General features: G+C 62.2%; 18 protein-coding genes. 9 read left to right on the top strand and 9 right to left on the bottom strand.

Translation table 11 applies throughout. The annotated features are described in order from the left end of the window. Positions 1–188 precede the first annotated feature (188 nt). The gene (locus A0257_16985) at positions 189–2,744 is read left to right on the top strand and encodes a hypothetical protein (protein AMR28625.1); all 2,556 of its coding nucleotides are present in this window, start codon (positions 189–191) and stop codon (positions 2,742–2,744) included. Positions 2,745–2,927: 183 nt separating this feature from the next. Continuing rightward, the gene (locus A0257_16980) at positions 2,928–3,815 is read left to right on the top strand and encodes a 1-aminocyclopropane-1-carboxylate deaminase (protein ID AMR29818.1); all 888 of its coding nucleotides are present in this window, start codon (positions 2,928–2,930) and stop codon (positions 3,813–3,815) included. Here the strand turns inward: A0257_16980 and A0257_16975 are convergent. Beyond that, positions 3,705–5,069 (bottom strand): hypothetical protein, encoded by a 1,365-nt coding sequence (locus A0257_16975; GenBank protein AMR28624.1) that lies wholly within the window; start codon positions 5,067–5,069, stop codon positions 3,705–3,707. The genes A0257_16980 and A0257_16975 overlap by 111 nt on opposite strands. A 100-nt stretch (positions 5,070–5,169) precedes the next feature. Between A0257_16975 and A0257_16970 the strand changes: the two genes are divergently transcribed. Next, complete coding sequence (locus A0257_16970; protein ID AMR29817.1) at positions 5,170–5,802, top strand: hypothetical protein; 633 nt, start codon at positions 5,170–5,172, stop codon at positions 5,800–5,802. Between the two features lie 150 nt (positions 5,803–5,952). Here the strand turns inward: A0257_16970 and A0257_16965 are convergent, their stop codons facing one another. The 3 genes from A0257_16965 to A0257_16955 all read right to left on the bottom strand — a co-directional run bounded on the left by A0257_16965 (position 5,953) and on the right by A0257_16955 (position 7,658). Continuing rightward, positions 5,953–6,315, bottom strand: coding sequence for a hypothetical protein (locus tag A0257_16965; GenBank protein ID AMR28623.1), 363 nt, complete (start codon positions 6,313–6,315; stop codon positions 5,953–5,955). Between the two features lie 72 nt (positions 6,316–6,387). Next, positions 6,388–7,002: an FMN-dependent NADH-azoreductase gene (locus tag A0257_16960; GenBank protein AMR28622.1), complete on the bottom strand. Its 615-nt coding sequence runs from the start codon at positions 7,000–7,002 to the stop codon at positions 6,388–6,390. Positions 7,003–7,166: 164 nt separating this feature from the next. Next, a complete protein-coding gene (locus A0257_16955; protein AMR28621.1) occupies positions 7,167–7,658 on the bottom strand; it encodes a RecX family transcriptional regulator in 492 nt (163 codons plus the stop codon). 145 nt (positions 7,659–7,803) lie between these two features. On the opposite strand from A0257_16955, the gene A0257_16950 reads away from it, so the two are divergent. Both A0257_16950 and A0257_16945 read left to right on the top strand, forming a co-directional pair. Continuing rightward, a complete protein-coding gene (locus A0257_16950; protein AMR28620.1) occupies positions 7,804–8,661 on the top strand; it encodes a hypothetical protein in 858 nt (285 codons plus the stop codon). A gap of 124 nt (positions 8,662–8,785) precedes the next feature. After that, a complete protein-coding gene (locus A0257_16945) occupies positions 8,786–11,455 on the top strand; it encodes a hypothetical protein (protein AMR28619.1) in 2,670 nt (889 codons plus the stop codon). 68 nt (positions 11,456–11,523) lie between these two features. On the opposite strand, the gene A0257_16940 is transcribed toward A0257_16945, so the two are convergent. Both A0257_16940 and A0257_16935 read right to left on the bottom strand, forming a co-directional pair. Beyond that, complete coding sequence (locus A0257_16940) at positions 11,524–11,913, bottom strand: GxxExxY protein (GenBank protein ID AMR28618.1); 390 nt, start codon at positions 11,911–11,913, stop codon at positions 11,524–11,526. Positions 11,914–12,050: 137 nt separating this feature from the next. Continuing rightward, the gene (locus tag A0257_16935; protein AMR28617.1) at positions 12,051–12,347 is read right to left on the bottom strand and encodes a hypothetical protein; all 297 of its coding nucleotides are present in this window, start codon (positions 12,345–12,347) and stop codon (positions 12,051–12,053) included. Between the two features lie 58 nt (positions 12,348–12,405). Here A0257_16935 and A0257_16930 point away from each other — a divergent pair, with 58 nt between their 5' ends. Next, the gene (locus A0257_16930; GenBank protein AMR28616.1) at positions 12,406–13,647 is read left to right on the top strand and encodes a hypothetical protein; all 1,242 of its coding nucleotides are present in this window, start codon (positions 12,406–12,408) and stop codon (positions 13,645–13,647) included. 182 nt (positions 13,648–13,829) lie between these two features. Then, on the top strand, positions 13,830–14,636 hold the full coding sequence (locus A0257_16925; GenBank protein AMR29816.1) for a 23S rRNA (guanosine(2251)-2'-O)-methyltransferase RlmB: 807 nt from the start codon (positions 13,830–13,832) through the stop codon (positions 14,634–14,636). A 109-nt stretch (positions 14,637–14,745) separates the two neighbouring features. Here the strand turns inward: A0257_16925 and A0257_16920 are convergent, their stop codons facing one another. Then, positions 14,746–15,837 carry a mannose-1-phosphate guanylyltransferase gene (locus A0257_16920; GenBank protein ID AMR28615.1) on the bottom strand — a complete coding sequence of 364 codons (1,092 nt, stop codon included), beginning with the start codon at positions 15,835–15,837 and terminating at the stop codon, positions 14,746–14,748. A gap of 99 nt (positions 15,838–15,936) precedes the next feature. Then, positions 15,937–16,716, bottom strand: a complete 780-nt coding sequence (locus A0257_16915) for a hypothetical protein (GenBank protein AMR28614.1) — start codon at positions 16,714–16,716, stop codon at positions 15,937–15,939. A gap of 229 nt (positions 16,717–16,945) precedes the next feature. Between A0257_16915 and A0257_16910 the strand changes: the two genes are divergently transcribed. Then, complete coding sequence (locus A0257_16910; protein ID AMR28613.1) at positions 16,946–18,649, top strand: hypothetical protein; 1,704 nt, start codon at positions 16,946–16,948, stop codon at positions 18,647–18,649. Here the strand turns inward: A0257_16910 and A0257_16905 are convergent. After that, positions 18,609–19,583 (bottom strand): D-arabinose 5-phosphate isomerase, encoded by a 975-nt coding sequence (locus tag A0257_16905; protein AMR28612.1) that lies wholly within the window; start codon positions 19,581–19,583, stop codon positions 18,609–18,611. The genes A0257_16910 and A0257_16905 overlap by 41 nt on opposite strands. Before the next feature lie 223 nt (positions 19,584–19,806). On the opposite strand from A0257_16905, the gene A0257_16900 reads away from it, so the two are divergent. Next, positions 19,807–22,017, top strand: a complete 2,211-nt coding sequence (locus tag A0257_16900; GenBank protein AMR28611.1) for an ATP-dependent DNA helicase RecQ — start codon at positions 19,807–19,809, stop codon at positions 22,015–22,017. Positions 22,018–22,055 lie beyond the last annotated feature (38 nt).

The raw sequence follows: 22,055 nt of genomic DNA, 5'->3' as shown, positions 1-22,055 counted from the left end.
TTGCGAAGGGTATCATTCTACCCAGCAGCCTCCGCCCCGATTTTTTAATCCCTTACTATGAGCAGGCACGAGCTACGCCGCGCTAAACTCCGCCGGCTGATGCAGGCCAATGCGCGGCCTTTCGGCCCCATTCCCGCCCCGGCGCTACCTTCGGGGTTCCTTTGCCCCATTGCTACTAAAGCCGCCCGATGGCCGTTTCCGCTTCCCTTTCCCCTACCCCCGCGCCGCTGTGGCAGCGGGCCTTGCCGCATCTGCTGGCCGTGTTGTTCTTCGTGGTGCTGGCCGTGGCCTACTTCGCGCCCATCGTGTTTGAGCACCAGACCCTGGCCCAGCACGATATCACGCAGTTTCAGGGTGGCGCGCACGAGACGCAGCAGTGGGCCGCCGAGCACGGCCACGAGCCGCTGTGGACCAACTCCATGTTCAGCGGAATGCCGACATACCTGATTTCGGTGCATTTTCCCGGCGACTTGTTCGTGTACGTGCAGAAATTCATCGCCCTGGGTTTGCCGGGGGTAGTGAGCAACCTGTTTGTGGCGCTGCTCTGCGGCTACGTGCTGCTGGTGGCGCTGGGCGTGCGGCCGCTGGTGGCGGTGGCCGGCGCGGTGGCGCTGGGCTTTTCGAGCTACAACCTCGCCATTCTGGCGGCCGGGCACAACACCAAGTCGTGGGCGCTGGCCTACGCGCCGCTGGTGCTGGGCGGGCTGATACTGGCGATGCGCCAGAACAAGTGGCTGGGCGCGGCGCTCTTCACCTTTGGCCTCACCATGAACGTGCGCGCCAACCACCCGCAGATTACCTATTACCTGGGCTTGCTGGTGGTCATTTATGGCATCGTGGAGCTGGTGGCGGCCATCCGCGCCGGGCGCTTGCCCGACTTTTTCAGCCGGGTCATTCTGCTGGGGGTAGGCGCGCTGCTGGCTATCGGCGTGAGCTTTGGCCGCCTTTACACCACGTATGAGTACAGCAAATTCAGCAACCGCGCGCCCTCGGAATTGAAATCCCTACCCGCCGCGCCGGGCCAGGCCGCGCCCAGCGCCCGGCAGCAGGACCGCGACTACGCCTTCGCCTACAGCTACGGCATCGGCGAGACGATGACCTTGCTGGTGCCCAACTTCTACGGTGGCAGCAGCGCCATGCCGCTGCCCAAAGACTCGCACATTGCCGCCGCCGGCCTGCCCGAAGAATACCTGAGCGCCATGCCCACCTACTGGGGCGACCAGGCCTACGTGGCCGGGCCGGTGTACGTGGGCGTCACGGTGTGCTTTCTGTTCGTGCTGGGCCTGTTCGTGGTGGATAAACGCACCCGCTACTGGCTGCTGGCCGGCACGCTGGTGTCGTTTATCCTGGCCTGGGGCAAGAATTTCGAGTCACTTAACAACCTGATTTTTGACTACTTGCCGGGCTACCGCAGCTTCCGCGCGGTGAGCATGGCGCTGGTGATGGCGCAGCTGGCGATGCCGCTGCTGGCGGCGTTGGCGCTGGCGCGCATCCTGCGGCCGCGGGCGGCGCTGGCCACCGGCCCTACCCCCCCTATTGCCACTGAGCCCCTGCACCCGGCGCTGGCCAAGGCGGCGCGGGCGGCAGCGGGCGCGCCGGTCGTGGTGGTCGATTCGCCCGACAACCGCTTGCGCACCAAGCAGCTGCTCTACGCCGGGGCCATCACGGCGGGCTTCCTGCTGCTGACCTGGGTCGCCAGCCTGAGCTTCGACTACGCCTCGCCGCAGGATGCGAACCTGACCCAAAGCGGCTTTACGCCGCAGCTGATGAGCGCCCTGCGCGCCGACCGCGCCGACCTGCTGCACAATGATATCTGGCGCGGGCTGCTGCTGGTGGGCCTCACGCTGGCGGCGCTGTTCTTTTATTTGAAAGGGAAAATTGATGCCCGCGTGGCCGCGCTGGCCGTGGCCGGGCTGGTGCTGCTCGACCTCTGGACGGTGGATAAGCGCTACCTCGGCGCGAAGAATTTCCAGAATGAAACCATCGTGGAGAGCTTCCAGGAAAGCCCGGCCGATAAGCAGATTTTACAGGATAAAGACCAGGATTACCGCGTGCTGAACCTCGGCAACCCATTCAACGAGGCGCGCACCTCGTATTTCCACCACAGCATCGGCGGCTACCACGGGGCCAAGCTGCGCCGCTACCAGGACCTGATTGAGCGCCAGATTTCGCAGAATAACACCGCCGTGCTCAACATGCTGAACACGCGCTACGTTATCCTACCCCCCCAAAAGCAGGGCGAAACCGAGCAGGTGCAGCGCAACCCCGGCGCGCTGGGCAACGCCTGGTTCGTGCGCGAGCTGCGCGCCGTGCAGAGCCCCGATGCGGAGATGAACGCCCTCACTGGCCTCAATGCCAAGCAGGTAGCGGTATTTGATAATCAGAAATTCCCAGCCGTGAAGCCGGCCGTGTACACCGACTCGTCGGCCACCATCGTCCTCACCGACTACGCGCCCGATGCCCTCACCTACCGCTACTCGGCAGCCCAGCCAAGCACGGTCATTTTCTCCGAAATCTACTATGCCGATGGCTGGCAGGCGTTCCTCGATGGCAAGCCGGTGCCGCATTTCCGCGCCGATTTCGTGCTGCGAGCCATGCAGGTGCCGGCCGGCGCGCACGAAATCAAGTTTGTGTTTGAGCCTAAGGAATATAAAATTGGCAACACGGTGTCGCTGCTTTCCAGCATCGGGGTGTTGCTGGCGGTCGTGGCGGCGGGCGTGTTCGGCTTCCGCCAGCGCGATTAACCTCACCCCCCGGCCCCCTCTCCTGCGGAGAGGGGGAGCCAGACGATTATCGGACGGTTCGTAGCGTTGCTATGAACCGTCTTAGCTTTTAGTAAGTAAGCGCCTGCTTTACGCCGTGGCCCCCCCCTCCGCAGGAGAGGGGGCTGGGGGGTGAGGTAAACCGCTCGCGCCGCCGTGCAAACCCTGCTCCAACCCATCCCGCACCCCGCCGCCACCCGGTGCGGCGTGCGCCTGCTGCTCTGGCGCGACGACCTGCTGAACCCCGCCCTACCCGGCAACAAAGCCCGTAAGCTGAAATATAATCTCTTGCAGGCCAAGGCCGAAGGCCATACCAAGCTGCTCACTTTTGGCGGGGCATACTCCAACCACCTGGCTGCCGTAGCCACCGCCGGCCGGCTTTGTAACCTGGCAACCATTGGCCTGGTGCGTGGCGAGGAACGCCTACCCCTCAACCCCACGCTGACCCGCTGCGCCGCCGATGGAATGCGGCTGCACTACCTCGACCGCGCCACCTACCGCCGCCGCGCCGAACCTGAGTTCTTGGCCGAAATGCAGCGGCAATTCGGCCCCGCCTATCTGCTGCCGGAAGGCGGCACCAACGCCCTGGCTTTGCGCGGCGTGGCCGAGCTGATTGGCGAGTTGCGCCAGCACACTGACTTCGACGCCGTGGCCGTGGCGGCGGGCACCGGCGGCACCCTGGCCGGCCTCACATTGGGCCTGGCCGAAGCCGCCTACCCCGCCCGCGCCGTGGGCATTGCCGCGCTGAAAGGCGCTGATTTTCTGCGCACTGAGGTAGATGCGCTGTTGGCGGCCACGGGCTGCGTAGGCGGCCGCTATGAGCTGCACACGGGCTACCACTTCGGCGGCTATGCCAAGCTACCGGCCGAACTGCGGGCGTTCATCCGGCAGTTTGAGGTAGATTTTGGGGTGCTTCTCGACCCAATTTATACCGGCAAACTACTATTCAGCGTGCTCGATTTGATTGAAAAAGGGCACTTTGTGCCCGGCAGCACCGTGGTAGCCGTGCATACCGGCGGCCTGCAAGCCTGGGCAGGGTTTAGCAATGGGTGAATGAGTGAATGAGTGAATGAGCATTGTTTTTTTAACGAAACAGTAGAACTCATTCACCCATTCACCCATTGTTAAAGCCGCCAGCGCGAACACGAAGGGCAGCACCGGGGCTAGAAACCGCACGTCGTAATCATCTACGGTGAGCATGACGATGGCAGCTTGTAGCAGCGGCACGGCAGCCAGAAACGCCCGCGCCGGCGGCCACACCGCCACGCGGCGGGCACCGCGCACCGCCAGGTAATAGAGCGGCCACAGCAGCAGCACGCTTATTAACTTATGAGCCAGCGAATAATAGGGCTTAATGCTGCTGAAAAACACCAGCAACTTGCCCAACATCAGCCGGGCCAGAAAGCCGGGATTGTGTGCGGCGAAGTAGAGCACCCGCGACATCTGCCCGATGCCCGCAGGCGGCAGCACCAGCGGCGCGCTCGGGTGAATGGCCCACACGGGGGTAGCAAACATCAGCTCACCACGAGTATATGTTTCAACAATGAAGTAGCTGACCAGCTGATGATTGAGCCACCACACGACCAGCGGCACGGCCAGCACGCCGCCACCCATCGCCACCCAGAATAACCCCCGCCGCGCCACGTATAATGCCGCCAGGCCGGCTACGCCGGCCGCAGCTGTCAGCACGAAGCCGTTGGGGCGGGCCAGCGCCGTGAGCACCAACAAAACCGCCAGCGTGAGCCCGGCTCGCCAGCCGCCGCGCACCCGCACCAGGGCCCAAAAACAAAGCACCGATAGGCTGATGAACAGCGACTCGGTAAGCAATTCGCAGTTAAATACCTGGATGTCGGGCCAGCCTAAAAACAGGGCCGTGGCCAGCGCGGCCGCGCCGCGCCTACCCCCCGCCAGCCGCCGCACGGCTGCGTAGAGCGCGGCGGCGGCCAGGCCCGAAATAACCGACTGCCCCAACACAACACCCCAGAGCCCGGCCCCCAGCCGCAGCCAGACGCTCAGGTACCAGGGGTAGAGAATGTAACGCTGATTGTGCTCATACTCAAAGTTTTGCAGCCCATTGTTCTCGATGGTGCCGGCCACCGCGCCTGGCTCGGGCTGGTAGTGGCCGTGCGCCGCCAAGTTGGTCGCGTAGTCGAGGAAGGAGTGGGTGTCGTTGAGGACTCGTGGCCCGTGAGACTTCAGCAGAAAAGCCGCCTGCACCAGCAGCCACAAACCCAGCAACAGCCAGCGGTGTTGCGGCCAGAGGCGGCGAATAGGGTCAGAAAGAACGGGCGGTAGCTTATTTATCACCCGTCAAAGCTACGGGCATTGAACCCCAGCCCCGCATTCGGGGTATGCCTGCTTAACTCAACCGTAGGCCGGCCCGCCGCCCGCTTTTTCACGCCTTATGCTGCCCCTCCTTATCCGTCGTCTCATTCCTCTTGTGATACTCGTGGCGCTGGGCGTGTTTTTGTGGCGCAAAATCGGCTCGACGCTGGATGGTCTGAATCCGCTGGCCCCGCGCGAGCCACGGGTGACGGTGACCCACAACACGGTGCTCACGCAGGTGGAGGCGCTGGGCAAGCTGGAGCTGGTGCGCTACCGTTTCAAAGACGTGGTGGAGTACAAGCGCACGGCCAAATACCCGTTTTTGCCCGATGCCAAGGCGGCGCTCATCGTGGGGGGCGAAGCCGTGGGCTGCCTCGACCTGCGCAAAATCCGGCCCCAGGACGTAACCTTTGAGGGCGACTCCGTGGTGCGCATTATCCTGCCCGACCCCGAGCTGTGCGCCTTCCAGGTCAACCATAATCAAAGCCGGGTTTTCAGCACCGAAAACGGCTTTTTTGACGATGCCAGCCTCGTGGATGAGGCCTATCGCTACGCTGAGGCGCAGGTGCGCAAGTCGGCCCTGCAATCGGGTATTCTGGCTGAAACCCAACGCAATGCGCAGCAGATTCTGGTGCCTATGCTGCACATGCTCACGGGGCGACGCGTCATTATTGGCCAGCGGCTGGTAGCGCCGGGGCCAGCGCGCAAGCAGTAAATTAATCGCTTACATAAGAACGTCATGCTGAGCCTGTCGAAGCATCTCACTCGCGCCGTTAGAATTACTAATCCTAGCGGCGCGAGCGAAATGCTTCGACAGGCTCAGCATGACGTTCTTTATCAAGTAATTTGTGAAGCCCCTACCCCCCTACGCGGCGCGGAAGCCGGTGGCCTGGCGGATGGTCCGCTCGTTGCCGGTGGCAGCGTCTGCGTAGCTGTGGTCGCTCACTTCTATCGACAAATGCTTGCCAATCAGCTGTTTGGTGTCGAGGTCCTTGCCTTCCTGGGGCTTGATGCCCACGGCCGAATACAGCGAGAGAATAATGGGGTGGCCGGCCGGCGAGTTATAGAAGCGCTGGTCAACGTAGCCATCCTCGCTTTCCATATGAGCGGCAAAAAACGGCACGTTCTGGTGTTCGCTGGTGCCTTCTTCTATGCTGGTGATGGTAACGGTGTGGCGGCCATCGGGCAGGAAGCCTTTGTCCTGGCCTTTTTCAACAGAAATTTTCATGTTAGTTCAAAATTGATTACTAATTCAATTAGTGCTAACGAAATTGACCGAACCAGGGTTGCGGCTGCCTGACTAGGCCGTGGCAGTCGCGCCGATATGCACGCTGGCCAGCGCTTTTTCGAGGGCCGTGTCCTGCACGCCGGGCATGGAAGTGCCTTCCACGCGCACTACTTCTATATCGGCAAAGCCCACGAAGCCGAATACGGCTTTCAGATAGGGCGCTACGAAATCGTAAGCAGCATACGGGCCTTCGGAGTAAACTGCGCCGCTCGCCATCGCGACGTACATTTTTTTACCCTTTATCAGGCCCTCGGGACGGCCGTCCACGTAACGGAAGGTTTGGCCGGCGCGCACGATGTGGTCAATCCAAGCCTTGAGCGTGGAGGGAATGCCGAAGTTGTAGAGCGGCGCTTCTATCACGAGCACATCGGCGGCCATCACCTCGGCAATGGCGTCGTCGGAGTGTTTGGCGGCTTCGTGCTGCTCGGGCGTGCGCTTTTCAGCGGGCGTAAACAGCGCGTTTAGCTTGGCTTCTTCGAGGTGCGGAAAGGGGTGAGTAGCCAGGTCGCGCACCTGCACGGTGCTGCCGGGGTAGGCGGCCTGAAGCTTCTCGGTGATGCCCTGACCCAGCTTTTTGCTGAACGAAGCCCCCGCGCGGGGACTGGAAATAACTTGCAGAATATGCATAATGGGTGCCCCGAAAGGCGAATGAAAAGGAGTGAAAACGCGGGCTGACGTTGCCCGACACCACTACCAATTCAGGTACCAACATGTTTTCGGTCGCTCGGTGCCCGGCCCGAGTTTATTCTGCTAAAACCCGCGGCGGCTTCGAAAAGCCACCCCCTACTCCCCTATTCTTCGGCCAGCTCGCCCAGCGCGTCCTGTATCAGGTCCGACTCATAGCCTTTTTGGGAGAGGTAGGCCATGAGTTTCATCTTGCGCTTTAGCGAGTGCGTTTCCTTTTCGCGGGCGTCGCGCTGGCCCAACAGCTGCTTGAGCTTGTCGTAGTACTCGTCGTTTTCCAGTTCTTTCATCCCGCTTTTGATGCAGTACTCGCTCAGGCCTTTGGCCTTGAGCTCCAGGCGAATACGGCGGCGGCCCCAGCCATTGGTGCGGTGCTTGCCGCGGGCGTAGGCCTGGGCATAGCGCTCCTCATCGAGCAGCTTTTCGCGGCTGAGGCGGATGATAATTTCGCCCGCGTCGTCCTCGTCGAGGCCGTAGCTTTTCAGTTTTTCTTCGACCTCTTTTTGGGTGCGCTCCTGATAGGCGCAGTAGGCCGCGATTTTGGGCAGCGCCTCGGCGGGCGTGTAGTTTTTGGGCGCTTTGGATGGGTCTTTGAACATAAGGGGGGTAGGGAGCCGCGGCAAAATACGGAAACGAAGCGGCAGCCGGCCCGTTGGATAACTATCGGCCTCCCCCAACGGCCGGCCGCGGCCAAACGTGCCGCGGCCGGCCGTTGGGGGAGGTCGATAGTTATCATTGCCTTTTATGCGCATTCCCCGCGGATTTTTCTACATGCTGGCCTCGACCGCCCTGCTGGCCGTCGTCAACGTGGCGGTGAAGAAGCTGGAAGCCGTGCCCACGGGCGAAATCATTTTTGGCCGCTGCCTTATTTCGCTCAGCCTCACGGTGTGGCAGCTGCGGCGCACGGGCGTGGCGGTGTGGGGGCCGCCGGCGGCGCGGTTCGATTTGTGGGGCCGGGGCGTCTTCGGCGCAGGTTCGCTGATACTGGGGTTTCTGGCCCTCAAGGTGCTGCCGTTGGGCGGGGCCGTCACGCTCAGCTACCTGGCCCCGGTTATCACGGCGGTGGCCGCCATCTGGCTGGTAGGCGAGCCGCTAAAGTCCTGGCAGTTTGGCTTCTACGCGCTGGCGGTGGCCGGCGTGGCGTTGGCCAAAGGCACGGAGGGGCTGCTCTCGGCGGGCGTGCTGCTGGGGGTAGGGTCGGCGGTGTCATCGGGGCTAAGCAGTGTGTTTTTGCGGCGGGTAGGCGATAGAGTGGAGCCGCTGGTGCCGGTTTTTTACTTCAATCTGGTGCCGCTGGTCATCGCTGCGGGCTGGCTGTTCTTTGCTTTTAAATGGCCGCAAGGCGCGGAGTGGGCGTGGCTGGCGCTAGCGGGCGGCTTCACGCACGTGGCGCTGTGGTTCGTCACGCGGGCCTTCCGAGCGCACGCGGCCAGCCACCTGGCGGCCCTCGACTACCTGGGTCTGCTCTACGGCCTCGCGCTGGGCTACTTCATTTTTGGGGAGAAAATCAGGCTTCAGGTCTATCCCGGCATCGCGCTGGTGCTGCTCGGGGTAGGGCTGAATGGCTGGTACGCGGCCCGCCAGGAAAAGAAAAAACTCTGATTTGGCATTGCCCTACCCCCGCCCAACGCCAACCCAATGGCGCGGCTCCCAACCTTTTGCCGACAACGGGTATCTAGCTAGCGGTGGGCCTATCTTGCCCGCTACTTTGGAATTGCTTTAGCTTATGCTGGTTACCGTGCGCGCGTCGTTTTACTACCTGGTTGTTTTATGCCTAACAGCGGCGCTGGGGGCGGCGGCCGGCACCATCAGGGGCAAGGTGAGCGGGCCGGATGGCGCGGGCCTACCCTTTGCCAACGTGGCGGTGCGCGGCTCGGCCACCAGCACCGGCTCCAATGAGCAGGGCCAGTACCAGCTGCGGCTGGCGGGCGGCACGTATCAACTTGTTTTTCAGTACGTAGGCTACCGGCCCCGCACCGAAACCGTGCGCGTGCCGGCCGGCGACTCCACGCTGACTTTCAATATCACGCTGGTGCCCGAGTCGTATAGCCTCACTGAGGTGACGGTGCGCGGCACCGACCGCGACCCGGCCTACGCCATCATTCAGCACGCGCAGCAGTGGCGCGCCTACCACCAGCGCGAAGTGGCGGCCTTCCGGGCGCGCATTTATATTAAAGCCCTGGCGCGCCTAAGCGAAACGCCGAGCAAGATTTTTGGCCTCCTAAAAGTGGGGCCGGACCTCAAGCCGGGCATTTTTTATCTTTCCGAAAGCCTGTCGGAAATAGCCTTCACGCAGCCCGACGTAGTGAAGGAGCGCATGCTGTCGAGCCGGGTCAGCGGCGACTCGCGCGGCATCAGCTTCAACCGGGCTAGCGCGGGCCGGGGCATCAATTTTTATAATAACCTGGTGAAATCGGGCTTTTCGGAGCGCGGCTTCGTGTCGCCGATTGCCGCCAACGCCCTGCTCTTTTACCAGTATGAATTGGTGGGCAGCAGCCAGCAAAACGGCGAGCTGGTGCATAAAATCCGGGTAATTCCGCGCCGGCGCTCCGACCCGGTTTTTTCGGGATTTATTTACGTTGTGGATGGGTCGTGGCGGCTGCAATCCGTGGATTTGCGCCTCAACAAAGATGCCCAGCTCGACTACATAGACGACCTGCACGTGGAGCAGCTGTTCGCGCCCGCGCCCGGCGCGCCCTGGGCCTGGATTATTCAGTCGCAGAAGCTAACGGTGAGTTTTTCGGCCCTGGGCTTCAAGGGCTCGGGTTTTATAACGGCCGTTTTTTCAGATTACAACCGCGTGGTGCCCACCTACCCCGCGCCGCCTGTTGAGTTAAAAGTGAAGAGTGAAGAGTTAAGAGTTTCTACTACCCAAGCACCAATTGCCCCAGTTACCACCAAGGAATTAACCCGCCAAATTAAGCGCGAAAAGCCTGACCTGCGCGGCCTCAACAAGCAGGTGCGCCGCCAGGTGCAGCAGGCCCAGCGCGACTCGCTGCGCAATGACCCTATCGCGCAGATGAAAAAAGGCGAGGTGCAGCTGGTGGAAAAAGGCGTGAACGAGCGCGACACCACCTACTGGGCTCAGCTGCGCCCGGTGCCACTCACCGAGGAGGAGAAAATCGACTACCACAAAAAGGATAGCAGCGAGGTAATTCGCAACTCGCGCTCCTACCAGGACTCGCTCGACCGCAAGCGCAACGAGCTGGGCGTGGACAAGCTGCTGCTCACCGGCTACACCTATAGCAACACCTTCGCCAAGCGCACCTTCGCGGTGCAGCCTGTCTTTAACGAACTGCAATACAACACGGTAGAGGGCTATTTGCTGAATGCCGAGGCCACCTACACCCAGCGCACGTACGACCGCCGCTTCGTGAGCCTGACCCCTACCCTGCGCTATGGCTTCAGCAACCACCAGCTGCAACCCAGCCTGGCCCTGAACTGGCAGCTCGACCCGCAGAAAACGCGCCAGCTGGGGCTGGTGGCGGGCCGCACCATCGAGAATTTCGACCACAACTCGCAGCTTACGCCCTTTATTAATTCGGAGTATTCGCTGCTGGAAAACCGCAACTACGCCAAGCTCTACCGCCGCGACGGTGCCGAAGTGAGCTACCTCTGGGAGCCGGTGAATGGCCTCACGGTGCGCGGCGCGGCCAGCTATTTCCAGCGCGTGGAGCTGTATAACACCGCCGACTACCTCTGGCACGACGTGCCGGGCCGGGCCTTCACCCCCAACCAGCCGGTGGCCGCGGAGGCACCCGCCGGCACGGGCTTTGGCCAGAGCAACGCCGCCGTGCTGGGCCTCAGCCTGAGCTACCGGCCGGGCCAGCGCTACATTATGCGGCCTGAGGGCAAGTACAATCTGGGCTCGAAGTGGCCGCTAGTTAATGTGCAGGGCCAACTGGCCGTGCCGCATCTGCTGGGTGCCGACGTGCGCTACTTTCTGCTGCAAGCCTCGGCGCGCTACTCGCGGCAGTTTGGATTGCTGGGCACCTCGGCGGTACACTTGGTGGTGGGTGGCTTCGCGGGCAAGCAGGAGGGGCTGACTTTCGCCGACTATCATCATTTTTCGGGCAATCGCACGCTGCTGGCGGCCGACTTCGCGCAGTTTCAGCTCCTCGATTACTACCAGTACAGCACCCGCGCCAGCTACTTTGAGGGCCACTTCAACCACCATTTCAACGGCTTTATCTTCAATAAAATACCGCTGCTGCGCGCCTTGAAATGGCAGGAAGTCATCTCCCTCAACTACCTCCACACCGCCCAGATTGGGCAATATTTAGAGCTGGGCGCGGGTGTGGAGCACATCTTCAAAGTGATGCGGGTTGACTTTTACACCGGCCTGCAAAGCGGGCAGCACACCAATAGCGGCCTGCGGGTGGGCCTGGGCTTTTAATCTGAACCACGGATTCATCCGGATTTTTCGGATTAGTCGGATTTTGTGGACGATTAGCGCTTCGCTTTTTAGTGGCGGGGCTGGTTTTTTAGGAAGCGCTTGAATTTTAGGCTTGGTTCGCCAAAATTGATGAGTAAGCCGACTTCCAGGTGGTAGGCTTCCAAGTAGTTGATGATTTGGGCATGGTGCGTGGGGGTTATCTCGTATAGTGCTTTTAGCTCGACCAATATGGTTTCTTCTACCAAAAAATCGACCCTTCGGCTCCCAACTTCTACGCCTTTGTAGAAGAGTGGCATTTCGATTTCCCGCCCAAAAACAACGCCCGCCCCATCCAACTCCACTGCTAGGCTGCGCTGGTAAATCACTTCCTGAAAGCCAGTACCCAATATGCGGTGTACCTGCATGGCACACCCAATAATGGTTTCAGTCAGCTTATTGAATCGGGTATCAATCAGCATAAAATCAAGATAATCAAGACGTTAATACGGAGAAAGCTGCCAGTTATTCGCAAACTTCCTGCTTATCCCATAAATAGCCCTTAAAATAATCGTCCACAAAATCCGACTAATCCGAAAAATCCGGATGAATCCGTGGTTCAGACATCTTCATAGTCCACATACTCGCCGCCGCGAAATTCGTGCTTGCGCTCGGCACCCGAAGTTGTGGGCGGCACGTAATCAACACGCACCTCGCCGGGCCGGGTAGGGGGCGCTTGCTGGGCTTGCTGCTGGTAGCCGCCCGTGGGCTGGCCGGCGCCGGGGGGGTAGAAGCCGCCTTGCTGCGCCTTGTGCGCCTGCTGCCGCACAAAGCCGCCGAGCACCGCCCGCAGCACCTGCGGCAGCACAAACCGTACAAGCAAGAAAAAAACGACCAGCGAAATCGTGAAGCCCATGAGTTATCAAGAAAGAAAGGCAATTTACGGCGGGCCGGGGGCTAGGTTTTGGCTCGGCGTGCTGCTGGCCGGCTTAACTGGCCTGGCGGCCGCGCCGCACCTGCTCTCTACCCCCGATTTTGCGGGGCTCTACCGCCCGGTGCCCGACCGGCTGCTGCCGGTGCTGCGCCGCGAGGGCGATAGTCTCCGCATTTTTATCAACCACAAAGCGGTCGTGCCAGGTTCCGCTGCGCCGGGGCTGAGGCTCACCGGCTGGGCCACCTACGAGGCCAAGCAGCCGCTGTGGCAGCAGGTGCGCGCCGCCCGGCCCTACCCCGGCTCCAACCCGGCGGCCCCAACGCAGGTGCTCACGGCGGCCGTGGCGGCGGCCAGCCTCCCGGCGGGCGCGGTGCTGCAAGTCAGCCTCGACACGCCGGCACTCACCAACCAGCCGCCCGCCGCCGACCAGGACCCCGCTACTACGGCCTGGCTGCGCCTCACGCCCGAGGTGCTCACCCGGCCTTTCGTGCTGCTCGACTCGGCCGGGATGGTGCTTGACCGGCCCTATCTGAACACGGGCGAAGGAGTTGCGGTAGCCATGTTTGGCCTGAGCCAGCCGGTGCGCTGGCGGCGCTACCCCACCGGCACGCCTGCCCTACCCCCCTTCACCGACCCCCGGCGGCAGGCAGCGGCTCCGCGCACGCTGGGCGTGCTCGACTCGTCGGCCGCGCCGATGGCGGCGGGCGGCCTGCTGCGCTTGCCGAAGCAGGGACTGTATGCGCTGAAAGTGGGTGGCGCGGGCGGCGAGTCGGTGCACACGGTGCCGCTGCTGGTGGTGCCGGCCAGCTTTCCAGGCCAAAGCACCGCGCCCGAAGTCATCGAGCCGCTGCTATACCTGACCACCGCCACCGAGCGCCAGGCTCTGCTGAAAGCCGCCGACCCCAAGCGGGCCATCGACCATTTTTGGCTCGATGCTTCGGGCGGCGACCAAAGCCTGGCTCGCGACAAGATTCGGCGCTACTACAGCCGCGTGACGACTGCCAATGAGCTGTTTAGCGGTCACAAGGCGGGCTGGCTCACCGACCAGGGCCTGCTCTACGTGGTGCTGGGGCCGCCCCAGAGCGTGCGCCGCCTGCCCGACGGCACCGAGCGCTGGCACTACGACCAGGCCGGCCACCAGGGCGAGGCCGTGGCCTTCACCTTCCGGCCGCGCCCTACTACCTTAGCACCTGCTAATTACGAATTGGTGCGCCGACCCGAGTACGAAATGCTCTGGTATGCCGCCGTAGAAAAATGGAGAAGAACGACGACCGCCCGCTAAACGACGGGTTCAGTGATGATTACGTGCCGCGCCGCTTCCGCGAAGGGGCCGATAGCGGCGAGCGCCGCACCGGCCGCCCTACCCCCGCCGGCGACCGCGACGACCGCCGGCCGGCCGGCAATGATGGCGCCAACAAGGCACGTCCGCAACGGCCATTTTATGATGACAAAGGCCGGCAGGTGATGCCCAGCCGGGACCGGAATGCCACGCCGTTTTACAAGGAGCACACCACCCGGCCGGCCGCCGACCGCAGCATCGACATGCTCTTTGGCCTGCGCCCCATCTTGGAAGCACTGAACGCGGGCCGCACCCTGGACAAGATTTTCCTGCTGCGCGGCACCAAAAATTCGCTCACGCAGGACATTTCCAACCTGGCGCGCGAGGCCAACGTGCCCGTGTCGCTGGTGCCGCTGGAGAAGCTGGAGAGCCTGACCCGCAAAAACCACCAGGGCGCGGTGGCCTTCGTGTCGCCCATCGACTTTGCCCCGCTCGATACGCTGCTGGCTGGTTTGTTTGAAGATGGCAAGGTGCCGTTTATCCTGCTGCTCGACCGCGTGACGGACGTGCGCAACTTCGGCGCCATTGCCCGCACGGCCGAGTGCCTGGGCGTGCAGGCGCTGGTGGTGCCCGCCCACGGCGCGGCCCAAATTAACGGCGACGCCGTGAAAACCTCGGCCGGCGCGCTCAACATCCTGCCCGTGTGCCGCGAGGCCGACCTGCGCCAGACCATCATCTTTTTGAAAGAAAGCGGCTTAACGGTCATCGCCTGCACCGAAAAATCCGACGCTGACCTCGGCCACACCGAGCCGGCCAGCTTCAGCGGTCCCATCGCCGTGGTGATGGGTTCGGAGGAAGACGGCATCGCGCCCGAGTTGCTGCGCCTCTGCGACCAGCGCCTGCGCATCCCGATGAGCGGCCAGATTCAGAGCCTCAACGTGGGCGTAGCGGCTGGCATTATGCTGTTTGAAGTAGCGAAAGCGAGGGGGTAGGAAAATCTATCATTGCGAACAAAGCGAAGCAATCGCACCAGAACGATATTCAAACGACTCGTTCTGATGCGATTGCTTCGCTTTGCTCGCAATGATAGATTTTCCTGTTTTAATTGTACCCCGCGCCCTTTTTGGCCTTCACATCGGCCACAAAATCCTTGACGCGCTGCTCTTCGCTGCGCTGGCAGATGAGCAGCACGTTATCGTATTCGGCCACGATGTAGCCTTCGAGGCCCTGCACCACCACGAGGCGCTCGTGAGGCGTTTTGATGATGCACTCGCGGGTGTCGTAGAGGATGGCGTCGCCATCCACCACGTTGTCGTGGTCGTCGCGGCGGTTGCTCACGCGGTGCAGCGAATCCCAGGTGCCGAGGTCGCTCCAGCCAATGTCGGCGGGCAGCACGTACACGTTGCCGGCCTTCTCCATAATGCCGAAGTCGATGCTGATGTTGGGGCAGCGCGAGTAGGCCTCATCGATAAACGCCTGCTCTTGCGGCGTGCCCAGGCGGCTGGCGCCCTCATCAAATACCTCGGCAACATCGCTCAGCGACTCGTGGAAAGCGCTGATAATCACATCGGCCCGCCAGATAAACAAGCCGGCATTCCACAAAAAGTCGCCGCTGTCCAGGAACATGCGCGCCAGCTCGGCGTTGGGCTTCTCGGTGAAGGTTTTGACTTTGCACAAGTCGGTGCCATCCAGGCGGTTGGCCGGGTCATCCAGGTACTGAATGTAGCCGTAGCCGGTGTCGGGGCGCGAGGGCTGGATGCCCAGCGTCACGAGCACGTCGTACTGGCGGGCGGCCACCACGGCTTCCCTGATTAAGCGCCGAAACTCCTCCTCGCGCAGCACCGCGTGGTCGGCGGGCGTCACGATGATGGTGGCCCGCGGGTCGCGCTGCGCGATGCAGTAGCTGGCGTAGGCAATGCACGGGGCCGTGTTGCGCCCAATGGGCTCACCCAAAATCTGGTGGGGTGCTAGGTCGGGCAGGTGCTGCTGCACGAGGCCTACGTAGTCGCGGTTGGTGACGACGTACACGTTTTCGGGCGGGCAAATATCGCGAAAGCGGTCAACCGTGAGCTGGAGCATCGAGCGGCCTACCCCCAGCACATCGTGAAATTGCTTGGGATGTTTGGTGCGGCTGAACGGCCAGAAGCGGCTGCCGATGCCGCCCGCCATCACGACAAGATATGTTTGGTTCATGCGAAGCTCGGTTAGATGCGGCACGAAGATAGGGGCGGGCGTAGCCGCGAGGTGGCACGGCCGCGGCCTTAGGGTTGCTGCCTGGCCCACTGGGCAGCCTCAGTCGGCTGGCGCGGCCGGGCGCGTCGCGCGCGCCAGGGCAGCGGCGTAGCGACCCTGGCGGCTATACTGGCGCAGCAGCCACAGCTCCCGAAAACCGTGCAGCCCACCCAGAAAGCTCACTTTGCTGCCCGCCACATCGTTCCAGCGCACGGGCTGCTCGCGCAGCCGCAGCCCGGCCTGATACGCCAGAAAAAGCAGCTCCACATCGAATCCAAACCGGTCGAGCACGGCCCCTTCCACGATGGGGCGGCACACACTGAGGCGGAAGGCCTTGAAGCCGCACTGCGTGTCGGCGTAGGGCATGCCGGTGGCCAGGCGCACCACTCGGTTGAAAAACCGCCCGCTCTGCTCGCGCAGCCAGGGCTGGTGCCGGCCCACGAGGTCATTGTTGAGCGCCCGCGAGCCAAATACCACGTCGCAGCTTCCTTCCAGAATAGGCGCCAGCAGCAGGGGCAGCTCGTCGATGGGCGTTGACAGGTCGGCGTCTGAAAATACAGCTATGGCCCCCTGGGCAGCAAGCAAGCCCTGGCGCACCGCGTAGCCTTTGCCCCGGTTGGGCTGGTAGCTGAGCACGCGGGTCCTGACCCGGCTGGCACTGGCCGCAAAGGCCTGGGCAGCTACTTGCGCGGTCGCGTCGGTCGAGCCATCGTCCACCACCACCACTTCGCTGGGATAGGGCTGCGCATCAAGGTAAGCTAGTACCTTTTCGAGCGATTGGCCCAGCCGGGAAGCTTCGTTGTAGGCCGGAATAACGAGCGAAATGAAAGTATTCTGCAAAGCAATAAAGGAAACAACCCGGCAAAAACGTATGTGGCAGCCCTACGGCAGCGTGTTTTGCTGAACTACTCCAAAGGGAATCAATAGTCCAGGCTAACGTAGCGCGTCGGCTCGACAAAGGTACACGGAGCTACTCACGGGCCGGCAGGGGGGTAGGGAGCTTCTAACTTGCGGCCTCATCCAGCCTGACTGCCCATTATTTTTTGCGCCGGAAAACGCGCCCGTTGCCTTGTTTAGCGCTACTCTTCTGCACGCGGTGTTGCCCGACCGCTATCGCCGCGCGATTGTGCTGGGCTTTTTTGGGCTTTTGCTGGCGGGCGGCCTGGGGCTGGTGCGCGACTACGGGGTTTCCTTCGATGAGGGCACGCAGCGCATTCTGGGCCAAATATCACTGCTCTACGTTTTCCAGCAGCTGCCTACCCCCGTGCAGCAGCGGCTACTGCCACCCGGCGCGGCGGCGGTAATTGCCCAGAAAGGAGCGGGCCGCCAGCTCAAAGACACCCGCGACCGTGATTACGGAATGGCGTTTGAGCTGCCCGTGGCGGCGGCCGAGCAGGCGCTGCGCTTGCGCGACGAGCGGCAGGTGTACTTATTTCGGCACGGCTGCAACTTTCTGGTTTGCTTCGCGGCGTTTATTGGCTTTTATCACCTTATCCGGCAGCGCTTTGGCAGCTGGCGCCTGGGCTTGCTGAGCACGCTGCTGCTGGTGCTGAGCCCAAGGCTGTTTGCCGATTATTTTTATAATGACAAGGACGCCGTTTTTATGGCTGCGTTTGTGCTGGCCATGAGCACGGCCGTTGCCTTTATCGGGCGGCCTACGGCACGGGCGGCAGCCTGGCACGCGCTGGCTTGCGCCCTGGCCATCGACGTGCGGATTATGGGCGTGTTGCTGCCGGCGGCCACCCTGGCTTTTGTGGGCCTGCGCGCCTGGCGGGGGGCCTACCGGGGGCAAGGCACCGCGCCGCTCGCGGCAGTGTGGCTATATGCGGGGCTGCTGGCGGGGCTGGTAGTGGCTTGCTGGCCATTTCTTTGGGAAGCGCCGCTGGCCAATTTTCTGTTAGCCTTTCAGAATATGAGCCACTTCCGCTGGTCTGGCGTGGTGCTTTACCAGGGGCAGGTGCTAACCGGCCGTAGCCTGCCCTGGCACTACGCGCCCGTGTGGATGGGACTTACTACCCCCCCACTTTATCTGGGGCTTTTCGGGATTGGTTTCGGGGCTATTCTGGGCCGGGCAGCGCGCCGCCGCTGGCAGCTGTTCAGCAGCGCCACTGAGTGGCAGGACCTGTTTTTTTTGGGCGTGGGCCTCGCGCCGCTGGTAGCGGTAATTGCCCTGCATTCGGTGCTGTACAATGGCTGGCGGCAACTCTATTTTACCTATCCACCGCTGTTGCTAGTGGCGCTGCGCGGCCTGGTAGCGGCCTGGTTCTGGCGGCCTGCGTGGCCCCTGTTGCGCCGCGGCTGGCGGCCCGCCGTGGGCGCGCTGACAGCGGTTTCGCTGGCAGCGACGGCCGGCAGCATGGCGCGCCTGCACCCGTTTGAAAATCTGTACTTCAATGCCTTAGCCCCCGCTAATCCTGAGCGCTACTACGATACGGATTACTGGTTTATGAGCACCCGCAGCGGCCTGGAATGGGTGCTGCAACACGACCCCCGGCCTCAGGTACGGATATATCAGCTGGGTAAAATAGAAGAGTCTCTGAACCTCAACCGATTCATTTTGCCGCCGGCCGCGCGGGCGCGCCTGGTGCTGGTGCCCACGCTGGCCGCAGCTGACTACGCGCTCTATCCCTACCCCTACACGTATCAGCGCGCCGCGCCCGGCCCTACCCCCTGCCACTCGGTGCAAGCCGGGCAGCTGCGCATGCTGGACGTTTTCTGCCTGCGGCCGGCACCTACACCAAGCCCTCGCGCAGCAGGTCGTGCAGGTGAATGAAGCCCGCGAACTGGCCGGCTTCCAGCACCACCAGCTGCGTGATGTTGCGGGCCTGCATGCGGGCAAGGGCCTCGGCGGCAAACTCGGTGATGTCGATGGTAGCCGGCTGGGGCGTGAGAATATCGCGGGCGGTGAGCTGCTCCAGGTCGGCGAGGTGGCCGCGGCCCAGCATGCGGCGCAGGTCGCCGTCGGTGATGATGCCGGCCAGCTGGCCCGCCTCGTCGAGCACGGCGGTGGCCCCGAGGCGCTTGCCCGATATTTCCAGCAGCACCTCGCGCAGGGGCGCGGCCAGGGCCACTTGCGGGCGCTGATTTTGGCGGCTGAGGTCGCCCACGGTTAGGTAGAGGCGCTTGCCGAGCGTGCCGCCGGGGTGCAGGCGGGCAAAATCCTGGGCCGTGAACTGGCGGCTTTCGAGCAGGCACACGGCCAGGGCATCGCCCAGGGCCAGCGCGGCGGTGGTGCTGGTGGTGGGGGCCAGGTCGTGGGGGCAGGCCTCGCGGCGCACGGGCGTGTGCAGCACGTAGTCGGCTTGCCGGGCCAGGTACGAGTCAGCGTTGGCGACGAGCGCGGCCAGCCCTACCCCCTTGCGGCGCAGCAACGGCACCAGCACTTTGATTTCGGGCGTGTCGCCGCTCTTGCTGATGGCAATGACGAAATCACCGGCCTGAATCATACCCAGGTCACCGTGAATAGCATCGGCGGCATGCATGAACAGGGCCGGGCTGCCCGTGCCGTTGAGCGTGGCCACGAGCTTGGCCGCAATGTGCGCGCTTTTCCCCACGCCCGTCACCACGATGCGGCCCCGCAGCGCCAGCAGCGCGGCCACGCAGGCGGCAAAGTCGGGGGTAGCACCCACGGCCTGCGCCACATCGCGCAGGGCGTCGGCCTCAGTGAGCAGCACTTGGCGGGCCACGGCCAGCACATCGACGGGCACCGGGGGGGCGGGAGGAAGGGAAGGAGGTTGCACGCCCAAAAATACGCGGGCCGGCCGGCCCCGGCCCGCTACCTGTTCAGGCTACTCTAAAGTACGGGCAGGCGCCCGCCGGGAACTTTACTAAAATGTTGCGTGTAAATGACGTTTTTTCTTCAAAAAAAGGGGTTCCTGCTTATCTTCGTTTATAACCAACACACCTGTTGCGCCTTACTCTATTTCGTTTATGCCACTGACCGCCGTCGAAGAACCAGTTGCCGCGCACCCCGAACTCAAAACCAAGCTCAAGGAAGTCTTTGGCTTTGGCCAATTCAGGGGCACTCAAGAGGCTGTTATTCAGAATATTTTAGCTGGCAATAACACGTTCGTGATTATGCCCACGGGGGCCGGCAAAAGTCTGTGCTACCAGCTGCCGGCTTTGGTGCTGCCGGGCACGGCCATCGTCATTTCGCCGCTCATCGCCCTGATGAAAAACCAGGTGGACCAGCTTTCGGCCTTCGGCGTGAACGCGCAGGTGTACAATTCGACGCTGACCAAGACGGAGATGAACCGCGTCAAAAAGGACGTAATAGCGGGCACGGTTCGCCTCTTATACGTGGCCCCGGAAAGCCTGAGCAAGGAGGATACTATTGCTTTTCTCCAAAAAACCAGCATCTCGTTCGTGGCCATCGACGAGGCGCACTGCATCTCGGAATGGGGCCACGACTTCCGGCCCGAGTACCGCAAGATTCGCGGCATCATCGACAACCTGGGGGGTAGGATTCCGCTCATCGCGCTCACGGCCACGGCCACGCCCAAGGTGCAGCTCGACATCCAGAAAAACCTGCACATGGATGATGCGAACGTGTTCAAAACCAGCTTTAACCGCACCAACCTCTACTATGAGGTGCGCGCCAAGCGCAACACCAAAAAGCAGCTCATCCAGTACGTGCAGTCGCACAAGGGCAAGGCGGGTATTATCTACTGCCTGAGCCGCAAAAAAGTGGAGGAAGTGGCTGAGCTGCTGCGCGTGAACGACGTGCGCGCCCTACCCTACCACGCCGGGCTGGACCCGCACACGCGCATGAACAACCAGGACGCGTTTCTGAGTGAGGACTGCGACGTGATTGTAGCCACCATCGCCTTCGGCATGGGCATCGACAAGCCCGATGTGCGCTTCGTGATTCACTACGACGCACCCAAGAGCATTGAGGGCTACTACCAGGAAACCGGGCGCGGCGGCCGCGATGGCATGGAGGGTAACTGCCTGATGTTCTACAGCTACGATGATATTCTGAAGCTCGAAAAATTCAGCAAGGACAAGCCCGTGACCGAGCGCGACAACGCCCGGCAGCTGCTGCTGGAAATGACGAACTACTCGGAGAGTGCCGTGTGCCGCCGCCGCCAGCTGCTGCATTATTTCGGTGAGCACATGGACCAGGACTGCGGCTTTTGCGACAATTGCCGCCACCCGAAGGAGAAATTTGAGGGCCGCGAGCACGTGGGCCTGGCCCTGCGCGCGGTGGTGCAAACCGAGGCGCGCTTTGGGCTCGACCACGTGGCGCAGGTGCTGCTGGGCCTCAGCAACCCGCACATCGAGAGCTACGGCCACACTGGCTTGCCCGTGTATGGCCAGGGCAAGGCTCTGAGCGGCGACATGCAGCTCTGGCAGTCGGTGCTGCGTCAGTGCCTGCTCAGCGGCTTGCTGGCCAAGGACATCGACTCAATTGGCCTGGTGCATATCACGCCCAAGGGCATCGATTTTATTGAGAATCCGCAGCCTTTCACGCTCATCAAGGACCACGATTTCGAGGCTGAGAAGCAGGAGGAGGAAGACGGCGAGAAGATTCAGCAGGCCGCCGGCCACGACGAGGCGCTGTTTGCGCAGCTCAAGGAGCTGCGCAAACAGCTGGCCAAGCAGAAAAACCTGCCGCCCTACGTGCTCTTCCAGGACCCGAGCCTGAAGGAAATGGCCACCACCTACCCGCAGACGCTGCACGAGCTGACGCACATCTCGGGGGTAGGCCAGGGCAAGGCGCAGAAGTTTGGCGCGCCCTTCGCGGCGGCCATCAAGCAGTATGTGGAGGACAACGACATTGAGACGGCCGCCGACGTGGTTATCAAATCGACGGTGAACCGCTCGAAGCTCAAAATCTATATTATTCAGCAGATTGACAAGAAGATGGACCTGCCCGGCATTGCCCGCAGCCAGGGCATTTCGATGACGGATTTGATGGAGGAGATTGAGCACATCTGCTACTCGGGCACCCGCCTCAACCTCAACTACTATATCCGCGAGGCGGTGGACGAGGACAAACAGTCCGAGATTTTTGACTATTTCATGACGGCTGCTACCGACAGCATCGCCACGGCCCTGGCCGAGCTGGGGACCGATGATTTCAGCGAGGAAGAAGTGCGGCTGATGCGGATTAAGTTCCTAAGTGAAGTAGCTAACTAAATCACGGATTACACGGATTTCACGGATTTTGTGGACGG

Source organism: Hymenobacter psoromatis, from assembly GCA_001596155.1.
Taxonomy (GTDB): domain Bacteria; phylum Bacteroidota; class Bacteroidia; order Cytophagales; family Hymenobacteraceae; genus Hymenobacter.
Note: the sequence above shows the minus strand (reverse complement) of the source record. Positions and strands in the feature narration are given on the sequence as shown.